Here is a 10757-nt window from a genome sequence, read left to right on the forward strand (position 1 = left end):
TCCCCGCCGGTTCATGCCCCCGCCGCCGGACCGGCCGGCGCGGGGGCTCCCCTTCCGTCCCTCTCTTGAGACCCTCATGAGCAACGACCTGCTGGAAGCCGGGCTGGAGACCGCCCCACCGAAGACCGCGGTGCCGATCGGCCTGGAACGGGCGGTCGCCGCCCTGTCGATGGCGGCGCTGTGCGTCATCACCTTCGCGAACGTGGTGGCGCGCTACCTGACCGACGTCTCGCTGGCCTTCACCGAGGAATATTCGATCTTCCTCCTGGTGGTGATGACGCTGACCGGATCGGCGGTCGCCGCGGCGGCCGACCGGCACATCCGCATCACCTTCGTCACCGACCGGCTGTCCACCGGCGGCCGCCGCGCGGCGGCCATCGTCAGCGCCGCCGCCTCCGTCGCGATGTTCGGCTTCCTCGTCTGGTACGGCGGCCGGCTGACCTACGACCAGTGGCGCTTCGAGGAGACCTCGCCCGGCCTCGGCAACCCGCAGTGGATCTATACGGTCTGGCTGCCGCTGCTGTCGGCGGTGGTGGCCCTGCGCGTCGTCGGCCGCACGGTCCGCTCGCTGAAGGAACACCGCTGATGGCGATGACCCTGCTGTTCGCCGGCTTCCTCGTTCTGATGCTGCTGGGCGCGCCGCTGGCGGTGGCGCTGGGGCTGGCGGGAACGCTGGCGATCCTCGACGCCCAGCTCGGCATCCTGTCGGTGCCGACCAACGTCTATGCCGGCATCGCCAAGTACCCGCTGCTGGCCATCCCCGTCTTCATCCTGGCCGGCCTGATCTTCGAGCGCGCCGGGGTGGCGAAGCAGATCGTCACCTTCGCCTCGTCCATCGTCGGGGCGAGGAACGGCGGGTTGGCGGTGGTCGCCATCCTGGTCTGCATGGTGATGGGCGGCATCTCGGGCTCCGGCCCCGCCGACGCCGCGGCGGTCGCCACCGTGATGATCCCCTCGATGCACAAGGCGGGCTATCCGAAGCCCTTCTCGGCCAGCGTCATCGCGTCGGCCGCGGCGACGGCCATCCTGATCCCGCCGTCGGTCGCCTTCATCATCTACAGCGTGCTGGTGCCGCAGGCGTCCGTGCCGGCGCTGTTCGCCGCCGGCCTGATCCCGGGAATCCTGGCCGGCCTGTCGCTGGTGATCCCGACCGTCTGGCTGTCGCGCCGGCACGGCTTCGGCCTGTCCGACACGGGACCGCGCCCGCCCTTCTGGCAGAGCCTGAAGGACGCCGCCTGGGGCCTGTTCGCCCCGGTCATCATCCTGGGCGGCCTGCGCGCCGGCGTCTTCACCCCGACCGAGGCGGCGGTGGTCGCCGTCTTCTACGGGCTGGCCGTCGGCGTCCTGGTGTTCCGCACGCTCTCCTGGCGCAGCCTCTACGAGCTGCTGGCCGAGGCGGCGGAGATGTCGGCGGTCGTGCTGCTGATCATCGCGCTGGCCAGCGTCTTCGCCTGGGCGGGCAGCACGCTGGGCGCCTTCGACCGGGTGGCCGCCGCGGCGCTGGCCGCGACCAGCAACGAGATCGTGATCCTGCTGCTGCTGAACGTCGCGCTGCTGGCGCTGGGCATGCTGCTGGACGCGGTGTCGATCTTCCTGATCCTGCTGCCGCTGCTGACCCCGATCATGACGGCCTTCGAGTGGGATCCGGTGTGGTTCGGCGTCATGCTGACCATGAACCTGGCCATCGGCCAGTTCACTCCGCCGATGGCCGTCAACCTGATGGTCACCACCCGCGTGGCCGGCATCACCATGGAGTCGACGGTGCGCTGGGTGCTGTGGATGGTCCTGGCGATGGTCGGCGCATTGGTGCTGGTCACCTTCGTGCCGGACCTGTCGCTCTGGCTGCCGCGGCGGCTCGGCTATCTGTAAGGCTGCCCGAGCGGGTAAGGATACGAAAAAGGCCCGGTGGTGACACCGGGCCTTTTCCTGTTGCGTCAAGCGCGGTCGCGTCACGTCCGGCGCCGCGTCGCCAGCAGGATGCCCAGCGCGATCAGCGCGATGCCGGCGCCGTGGTAGAGGAAGGGCTGCTCGCCGAGGAACAGGATGGCGAGGATGCTGCCGAACACCGGGATCAGGTGGATGGTCAGGCCCAGCGTGTTCGGCCCGACCAGCACGGCGGCGCGGTTGTAGCAGAGGTAGGCGACGATCGACGGGAACAGCGCGACATAGCCGACCGCGGCGGCGGTGACCAGCGTCGGTTCGACCGCCCGCCGGGTCATCGTCTCCCACACGTAGAAGGGAAGCTGCTCGACCGCGCCGATCAGGAAGGTGACGACGACGAGGCTCAGCCCGTGGACGCCGGGCCGCCGCCGCAGCAGCGCGGTGTAGAAGGCATAGACCGTCACCGCCAGCAGCATCCACAGGTCGCCGGTGTTGAGCCGCAGGTTGAGAAGGACCTGCAGGTCGCCGTGCGAGATCAGGGTGCCCGCCCCCATCAGCGACACCACGATGCCCAGCCCCTGCAGCGGGCGCACCCGCTCGCCGTACAGCACGAAGGTGACCATGACGATCAGCACCGGCATGACCGACTGCATCATCACCACGTTCAGCGCCGTGGTGCTGTTCAGCGCGATGTACTGGAAGGTGTTGTACATGCCGATGCCCAGCGTGCCGAGCAGCAGCACCCCCTTCCACTGGCGCGCCAGCACCGGCAGGTCGACCCGCAGGTGCCGCCAGGCGAAGGGCAGCACGATCAGCGCCCCCACCAGCCAGCGCCAGAAGGCCAGCCCGATCGGCGGCACCTCGCCCGCCACGGCACGGCCGACCACCGCGTTGCCCGCCCAGAACAGGGGCGGCAGCAGCATCAGCAGCCAGGCCTGGTCGGCGATGCCGCGGCGGCCGGACGGATGGGCCTGGGCCGGCGACGGACTGCGGTCGGCGGGCGCACTCATGGTGTCGGGTCAGCTCCGCCGGCGGGGGGAGGCGAAGGCCTGCGGCGCATCGCCCCGCGGCTCGCGGCGCGGCGGACGCGGACCGTCGCCGCGGCCCTCGCGGCCTTCCCGCGGCGGCTTGGGGGGCTGGCGCAGCTCCGCCTCCAGCTCGCCGATCCGCTTCACCAGCGCCTCGCGGATGGCGGGCGCCGCGTGGGACTTCAGCGTCGCGAGCTGCTCCTTGAGCTGCTGAAGCTGGATCTGCTTCTGCTCGCGGGTGCGCTTGATGGCGACGTTGTCGGAGTGCTGGCCGTCGAAGGCGCGCATAACACTGGTCCTCGTATCAGGAAGTAAGGTTCCCGGCCGGGCTCCCGCTGCGGGCCCCGGCATGGAGGCCGGATTATTGGGAGGCGCCCGGGGCAAAGCAAGGCGGAGTTGCCCTTGACAACGCCGGCCGGACCATGGGGCGGCGGCCCCCACGGGTTTGGCAATCACCGACCGGGCACCGACCGGGCACCGACCGGCCGGAGCCCGAAAGCCGGGACGGCCGGATTTGGCAATCGCCGACCGCCGCGGCGGCACCGGCAAGCTTTGGCAATCGCCGACCAGGATGAAGCGGCGGAAGCCGGAATCGAGTCGGGGTCGAGTCGAGCGGAATCCACAGCCCGGCTTGGCGAACGCCGACCGAATCCTTGGCGAACGCCGACCGCGACTCGCGCTCATCCCCTGGCAATCGCCGACCATGCAAATAGACTCCAGCAAATAGGTCCACAAATAGCCTGGTCGGCGATCGCCAAATGGACTCCCGGCCGCCCCCATGATCCATTCCGATCCAGTGACGGGGTCACACAAGGGATGGGAGATCGCGATGGGAGACGTACATCAGCTTGTCATGGCGCATGGCCGGCAAGAGGCGCGCAACCTCGTGGATCCCAAGCGCGCCAGCGTCGTCGACGTCGCCGCCGCGGTGCTGGAGGAGGAATCCAACGCGCTCGGCATCACCTATTCCGGATTCTGCCTGACCAGCCTGCCGCACCGCCGCCTGCCGGCCGACGTCGAGTGGCGCCGCGACCAGGGGCGCGTCACGCTGCTGATCGAGCCGGGGCGGGAGCGCAAGCGCGACGGCAGCTTCGCCCATGTCGGCGTGCCCTACGGCGCCAAGGCCCGGCTGATCCTGCTGTATCTGCAGACCCGGGCGATCCAGGACAACAGCCGGGAGATCGAACTCGGCCGCTCGATGAACGCCTGGCTCGACCGCATGGGGGTGTCGGCCGGCGGCTCCACCTACAAGGCGGTGCAGGAGCAGGCGACCCGCATCAACCTGTGCCGCCTGACCTTCTTCTGGGACAAGAACGGCGCCGAGGGCTTCGCCAAGGAGAACATCGTCAGCGGCGGCATCCGCCTGCGCGACGACGACGGCCAGGGCACGCTGTGGCAGGAGACGGTGCAGCTCTCCGAGACCTTCTTCACCGCGCTGAAGCGCTCCCCGGTGCCGATCTGGGAGCCGGCGATCCGCCATATCGGCGGCTGTTCGATGGCGATCGACGTCTATGTCTGGCTCGCCTACCGGCTGCATGTGCTGCGCGAGCCGACGCCGGTCACCTGGGCCGCGCTGTTCAACCAGTTCGGCGGCGGCTACAAGGCGATGAAGCACTTCAAGCCGGAGTTCCGCGAGGCGCTGGATCTGGCGCTGGCGGTCTATGAGGCGGCGCGGGTCGAGGTCAACGAGGCCGGCGTGATGCTGCGCCCCTCCGCCCCGCCGATTCCCGAGCGGATGATCGCCTGCCGGTGATTGCCGCCGGTGATTGCCAATGGCTCCGGCCGCGCGAATCGCGCGGAGTCGGCGATTGCCAAGAGCCGGGCCACGGGTTTGGCCGGACGGTTGGTGGAGTCGGCGATCGCCAAGGACGCCGGTCAGGGGGCGGCCGGAAACGGAAGGCGCCGGGCGGCGGGAAGCCGCTCCGGCGCTTCGGCTTTGGGGAATCCTGCTGATTCCGGTCGGTGATTGCCAAAGCGTAACGAGAATCTTGGCAATCGCCGACCGCGCTCACTTCCCGGCGCCGGGAGCCGCCGGCTCGCGGCTCTGGAACAGCCGGCCGCGCTCCGTCACCAGGACGGTCAGCAGGGCGAGCGCGCCGAGGCTGAGGAAGCCGATGCACAGCGGGCGGACCGTCCCGTCGAAGGACTGGCCGACCATCCAGCCGCACAGGGCCGCCGCCGCCGTCGTGTAGAAGCCGATGAAGGAGGAGCCCATGCCGGCGACATGGCCGAGCGGCTCCATCGACAGCGCGTTGAAGTTCGGGCCGATCAGGCCGAAGCAGAAGAAGCTGACGGCGAGGAAGCCGCAGAAGACGAAGAGCGGCAGTTCCTGCGGGAAGCCCAGCACCGCCAGCACGCCCCAGGACAGCAGGTTGATGATCAGCGCCACATGCGACACCCGCCGCATGCCGAGCCGGCCGACCAGCCGCGCGTTGGTCAGCGAGGCCAGCGCCATCGCCGCCGCGATCGCACCGAAGGCCAGCGGGAACAGGTCACCCAGCTTGTAGACGTCGACGAAGATCTGCTGGGCCGAACCGACGTAGCTGAGCAGCCCGCCGAACATGAAGCCGGCGGCCACCGTGTAGCCGACCGTCACCCGCGTGGTGACCACCCGGTGGAAGGCGTTGCCCAGCGCCGCCGCGGTCAGCGGCATGCGGTCGCCGGCCGGCCGCGTCTCCGGCAGGCGCAGGCCCGACCAGACGAGCGCGACGGCCGAGGCGAGGAACAGCACGCCGAACACCCATGGCCAGGTGCCGACCCACAGGATGCTCTCGCCCACCATCGGCGCGATGATCGGCACGATGATGAAGACCATCATGACGAAGGACATGACGCGCGCCATCTCGCGTCCGACGAAGCAGTCGCGCACGATGGCGATGGCGACGATGCGCGGCGCCGCGGCGCCGAAGCCCTGGAGCGCGCGGGCCGCCAGCAGCAGCCCGAAGCTGGGCGCCAGCGCCGCCCCCAGCGACCCGATGGCGAAGATGACGAGCCCGACCGCCAGCACCGGCTTGCGTCCGAAGCGGTCCGACAGCGGCCCGTGGAAGGGTTGGCCGACGGCGAAACCCAGCATGTAGGCGGTGATGATGAACTGCTGGTCGTTGGCCCCGGCCAGCCGGTACTCGTGCGCGATCTCGGGAAGGGCGACCAGCATGATGTCGATGGACAGCGCCGTCATCGCCATCAGCAGCGCGGTCAGGGCGACGAACTCGACGAATCCGAGCCCGATCGTCCGCGAAGAGGAGGAGGAATTGTCAGCCATGGCGCGACTGTGAAGCGGTCTCACCGGTTCGGCAAGCCGCCACCGTCGCTCCGGCCGCATGGCTGCCCTTAGGGCAGCCCCCATGGCAGCCGGCCTACCGGAGTCCCGGCATCCCGTCTCCGGCCCGTCGCCGGCGATAGCGGCTTGCCAGCCCCGCCGCCAGCAGCCCGACCGCCACGGCGATCGAGGGGACGGCCGTCATCTGGTACCGGGGGATGTTCAGGCTGATCAGCGGGTAGAAAATCAGGTTGAACATGCCGATCGAGAGGACGATCGCGACCAGCATCCTCCGGTTTCTGATCGATTGCCACAGGACGATGAAGAATGCCGGCAACCCGACGACGATGAATTCATCCACCCAGATGCCGCGATAGAAAACCGGAACGGTCGACAGGACGTAGCGGACGGGATTCGTGACGATATCCCTGATGATGCTGCGATCCAGTTCCTTGACGGCGTCCGCCTCGCTCAGCCCCTTGGCCCTCCTCAGCTCTTCGACCCGGCGTCCGTAGCCGAACTGCCCGACCTGGTAGAATCCGGTGGGGTGGCCCAGATCGAAGGGATCCACCACCTCGGCCGGAAAGAGACGCATCGCCATGTCGTCGCCGAACCCGCGCGTCCAGTAGAGGAACGCGGCGGCATATTGCTGCGCGGACATGTGGTTGAAGACTTCGCGGGTGCTCAGGGCGATCCCCGAGCGGGAATCCGTGAAGGTCAGACGCCCCGCGGACAGGTCGTTGCGGGCCACCCACCCCCGATCATCAGGGAGTAGACAACGAAAACAGCCAGTCCGGCCGAAGAGACCAGACGCCGTGTCTGCGGCCTTGCAAGCGCAACGACCGCTGCCGCGACCAGCGACAGCATCGTGAAGTACAGGAAGACGGCCTTGACCAAGGTCAGCGCCGCCAGCGTCCCGCCGACGACCAGCCAGCGCCCGCCCCCCTTGGATCGGGCCGCCCAGACGGTGGCGAGCATCACGAGCGTCAGCAGCCACAGCGCAAGATGGTCGGAGGCGATGTAGTACCATCCCTTGTGCATCTGCAGGTTCAGGAGGAGATAGCCGCCCGCCACCGTCGCGGCCAGCGGGCTGCCGGTCAGCAGCCAGGTTGCGGCAAACAGCGTGAGGCCGGCGAGGCCGATCAAGACGGCATTCGCCAATTGCGGAGCGCGATAGATGCGATCGTCACAGCTCCGCGGCTCCTCCACGCAGTCGGGCATGAACCGGGAAAAGGCCGGGTCCACCGCCATGATCATCGCGAGGACCGTCGCGTAGCCCGGTTCCCTGCCGATGCCGGGAGTGGCGCCATCGGGGGACGGGGACGACGAGAACACACCATGATTATAGATGTGGTAGGCTTCCAGCAGATATTCCGGACTGTCCCCGGCCTCTGCCTCCGGTGGCCGGATGTGAGCCGCGTAAAACAATGAACACAAGATCGAAAAAACGACAAAACCAGAAATAATTACCCGCTTCTTCCCTATGGTCATTTTTTGCTCTGTCACAATGGGATGGTCGTTCAATACAGGGGAAAACCGGAACGGCGCGTATTTTTCCGAAGTACAGACCGGTCGCTGCGTTTGGCGGGAAATTATGCAAGCACGGCCTGCAGCTTCCAGGGAGCACCGGTCCCCGCGGGCCCGGCAAAACCAGGACACCGCGATCAGGACATGGAAAGGCCCCGAAACGCGTGGCGTTTCAGGGCCTTGAAAACTGGTGCCGCAACAGGGATTTGAACCCCGGACCTACTGATTACGAATAAGGCGCTCCATACCGAAACGGGATGACGCAATCCGACGCGGACCCCGCTAAACACATTGATATGTCGTCTTATTTCGAGTTACCCTCTGACTCTGTGACGACACAGGGCGACACTAAATGCGGGTCCGCAAGGTCCGCTACGGGTCCGCTGTAGGTCCGCTGAAACGTCCGGGGGAAGACATGAAGCTCACTGAAAGGACCATTGCGGCGCTGGCTTGCGAAGAGGGCAAGCGCGACCGGCTGGTGTTCGATGACACGGTGTCCGGGCTGGGCGTTCGTATCACTGCATCCGGTAGCAAGACCTTCCTCGTTCAGTACACGGTGGCCGGACAGAAGCGCCGCGTTCCCCTGGGACGCTGGGGAAGCCTGTCGCTCGACCAAGCCCGCACAGCCGCCCGTGGCATCCTGGGCGACGTGGCGAAGGGTGCGGACCCAGCTGCGGACCTGAAAGCCGCCCGTGAAGCCGCCGCGACGGAGGCGCAAGCCGAAAAGCTCACGCTGCGCGTCCTGCTGGAAGATTGGGACAAGCTCGGGCTGGTCAGCCGGCGGGACAGCTACCGCAAGGAAGCGGTGCGCGCGGTGTCCACCGTCTTCGCCGCCTTCCTCGACCGGCGGGCCGACGCCATCACCCGCGCCGACGCGGTGCGCACCCTCGACGCCCTGGTGAAGAACGGCAAGCATGCCATGGCCGGGCGCACGCTGGCCTATGGCCGCGCCTGTTTCGGCTGGGCCGTGAAGCGTGACCGGCTGGCCGCCAACCCATTCCAGGGGCTTCCCATCCCCGCCGCCATCACCGCGCGGGATCGGGTGCTGTCGGATGAGGAGGTGGGCGCGATCTACGAGGCCGCCGGGACGCTGGGCTATCCCTTCGCCCCGCTGGTCCGCCTGCTGCTGTTGACCGCGCAACGGCGCGATGAGGTGGCGGGCATGCGCTGGTCCGAAATCAGCGACGACATGACCGTATGGACGTTGCCGGGCGACCGGGCGAAGAACGGCAAGCCCCATGTCGTTCACCTGTCCGACGAAGCCCGCGCCGTTCTGGCGACCGTCCCCCGGCAACAGGACGATGAGGGACACCCCATTGACCTGCTGTTCACCACCACCGGCAAAACCCCCGCGTCGGGCTTTTCCAAGGCTACGGAGCGGCTAACCATCGCGGTTGAGAAACACCGGATCGCGCTGGCGGAGAAAGCCGGGAGGAAGCCGCCGAAGCCGATGCCGGAATGGCGGCTGCATGATTTCCGCCGGTCCTGCGTCACTTGGCTGGCCGGGGCGGGCTTCTCCCCCCATGTCGCGGACAAGCTGCTGAACCATGTCGCGGCGGGCGGGCTGTCGGACGTGGGCCGCGTCTACCAGCGCAACGCCTTCCTGCCCGAACGCAAAGCCGCCCTGGAAACCTGGGGGAAGCATGTCCTGGCCTGTGTGGACGGCAAACGGTCGGAAACCGGCAACATCGTACCCCTTCCGGTGCGGAGCGCCTGACCACGTTGGACCGTATGGAACGGCGCGCATAGCCGATCTTGCGAGACTATCTTTCCGCGTAACCGCTATGGCATGAAGGAGGCGCTTTTCGTCCGTTCGTGAGGATTTTTCATAATGAACGCCGCCCTTGCTCAACTCCTTGAAGAGTTCCGGTCCTATGCCCAAACGGAACGTGAGAAGGGCGGGTATTTCGAGCGCTTCGCCGTGGCCTTCATCAAGAACGATCCGGGCATGCGGCAGGAATACGAAGACGCATGGCTCTATTCGGAATGGGCCACGCGGAACGGTCTGAACGCCAAGGACACCGGGATTGATGCGGTCGCCAAGATCAAGGACGAAGACAGCTTTTGCGCGATCCAGTGCAAGTTCTACCAGACCGGACACCGGATACAGCGCGCGGACCTGGACAGCTTCTTTACCGCATCCGGGGTGCGGAAGTTCACGCGCCGCCTGATCATCGACACCACGGACGCGCCTTGGGGAACCAACGCCGAAGCGGCATTGGAGGATCAAGACAAGCCAGTGTCCCGGATCGGGCTGGACCGGCTGAGCGACAGCCCGATTGATTGGTCGGCCTACCTGCTGCGCGATGAAATCCGACTCGCGCCGAAGAAGGAAATCCGCCCCCACCAGCAAGAGGCATTGGAAGCCGTCCGTAACGGCTTGGCAGAGGCCGACCGTGGCAAGCTGATCATGGCGTGCGGCACCGGCAAGACCTTCACCGGCTTGAAGATCGCCGAGGATTTGGCGGGCACCGGCAAGACCGTGCTGTTTCTGGTCCCGTCGCTGGCCTTGATGAGTCAGACCATCCGCGAATGGACCATCGACGCGGCGCTACCGTTGCGCGCCTTCGCCGTCTGTTCAGATGTGCAGGTCGGCAAGCGCCGCCGCTCCAACAGCGACGTTGCCGAGATCGAAACCCACGATCTGGATTACCCCGCCACCACCGACGCGGCCAAGCTGGCGCAACGCGCGGCGCAGCCGGCCCCCGACCGCATGACCGTGGTGTTCTCCACCTACCAATCCATTCAGGTCATTTCCGACGCACAGAACAGGCACGGTCTGGGCGCGTTCGACCTGATCATCTGCGACGAAGCCCACCGCACGACGGGCGCGACGCTGGACGGTGACGAGGAAAGCAACTTCGTCAAGATCCACAACCAAGACTTCATCGCGGGCGCCAAGCGGCTCTACATGACCGCGACCCGCGCGTGTTCGGCGATGCGGTCAAGAGCAAGGCCAATGAAGCATCCGCCGTCCTGTGTTCGATGGATGACGAGACGCTTTACGGCAAAACCCTGTTCACCCGTGGGTTCGGCTGGGCCGTCGAGAACAAGCTGTTGAC

Annotated in this window: 10 protein-coding genes; 5 read left to right on the plus strand and 5 right to left on the minus strand. The window is 67.2% G+C overall.

Annotation, left to right across the window (positions count from 1 at the left end; genetic code table 11):
* Window positions 1-76 precede the first annotated feature (76 nt).
* Together DEW08_RS06180 and DEW08_RS06185 are read left to right on the plus strand one after the other, a co-directional pair.
* On the plus strand, window positions 77-586 hold the full coding sequence (locus DEW08_RS06180; RefSeq protein ID WP_109325345.1) for a TRAP transporter small permease: 510 nt from the start codon (window positions 77-79) through the stop codon (window positions 584-586).
* The gene (locus DEW08_RS06185) at window positions 586-1869 is read left to right on the plus strand and encodes a TRAP transporter large permease (protein WP_109325348.1); all 1284 of its coding nucleotides are present in this window, start codon (window positions 586-588) and stop codon (window positions 1867-1869) included. The genes DEW08_RS06180 and DEW08_RS06185 overlap by 1 nt, the downstream gene beginning before the upstream one ends.
* Window positions 1870-1949: 80 nt before the next feature.
* Here the strand turns inward: DEW08_RS06185 and DEW08_RS06190 are convergent, their stop codons facing one another.
* Window positions 1950-2891 (minus strand): DMT family transporter, encoded by a 942-nt coding sequence (locus tag DEW08_RS06190; RefSeq protein WP_109325355.1) that lies wholly within the window; start codon window positions 2889-2891, stop codon window positions 1950-1952.
* Window positions 2892-2900: 9 nt separating this feature from the next.
* Window positions 2901-3197, minus strand: coding sequence for a hypothetical protein (locus DEW08_RS06195; RefSeq protein ID WP_109325358.1), 297 nt, complete (start codon window positions 3195-3197; stop codon window positions 2901-2903).
* 541 nt (window positions 3198-3738) lie between these two features.
* Here DEW08_RS06195 and DEW08_RS06200 point away from each other — a divergent pair.
* Window positions 3739-4662, plus strand: coding sequence for a replication protein RepA (locus DEW08_RS06200; RefSeq protein ID WP_109325359.1), 924 nt, complete (start codon window positions 3739-3741; stop codon window positions 4660-4662).
* A 255-nt stretch (window positions 4663-4917) separates the two neighbouring features.
* Here DEW08_RS06200 and DEW08_RS06205 read toward each other — a convergent pair whose 3' ends face one another.
* From DEW08_RS06205 to DEW08_RS06215, 3 genes are all read right to left on the minus strand, one after another.
* Window positions 4918-6171, minus strand: coding sequence for a multidrug effflux MFS transporter (locus tag DEW08_RS06205; RefSeq protein WP_109325360.1), 1254 nt, complete (start codon window positions 6169-6171; stop codon window positions 4918-4920).
* Between the two features lie 94 nt (window positions 6172-6265).
* A complete protein-coding gene (locus DEW08_RS06210; RefSeq protein ID WP_109325361.1) occupies window positions 6266-6919 on the minus strand; it encodes a hypothetical protein in 654 nt (217 codons plus the stop codon).
* Window positions 6886-7659, minus strand: coding sequence for a hypothetical protein (locus DEW08_RS06215; protein WP_146214640.1), 774 nt, complete (start codon window positions 7657-7659; stop codon window positions 6886-6888). The genes DEW08_RS06210 and DEW08_RS06215 overlap by 34 nt, the downstream gene beginning before the upstream one ends.
* A 451-nt stretch (window positions 7660-8110) precedes the next feature.
* Between DEW08_RS06215 and DEW08_RS06220 the strand changes: the two genes are divergently transcribed.
* Both DEW08_RS06220 and DEW08_RS32085 read left to right on the plus strand, forming a co-directional pair.
* Window positions 8111-9412, plus strand: a complete 1302-nt coding sequence (locus DEW08_RS06220; protein ID WP_109325363.1) for a tyrosine-type recombinase/integrase — start codon at window positions 8111-8113, stop codon at window positions 9410-9412.
* 114 nt (window positions 9413-9526) lie between these two features.
* Window positions 9527-10756, plus strand: a complete 1230-nt coding sequence (locus DEW08_RS32085; protein ID WP_245986432.1) for a restriction endonuclease — start codon at window positions 9527-9529, stop codon at window positions 10754-10756.
* Window position 10757 lies beyond the last annotated feature (1 nt).

This window comes from Azospirillum thermophilum (genome assembly GCF_003130795.1).
GTDB lineage: Bacteria > Pseudomonadota > Alphaproteobacteria > Azospirillales > Azospirillaceae > Azospirillum > Azospirillum thermophilum.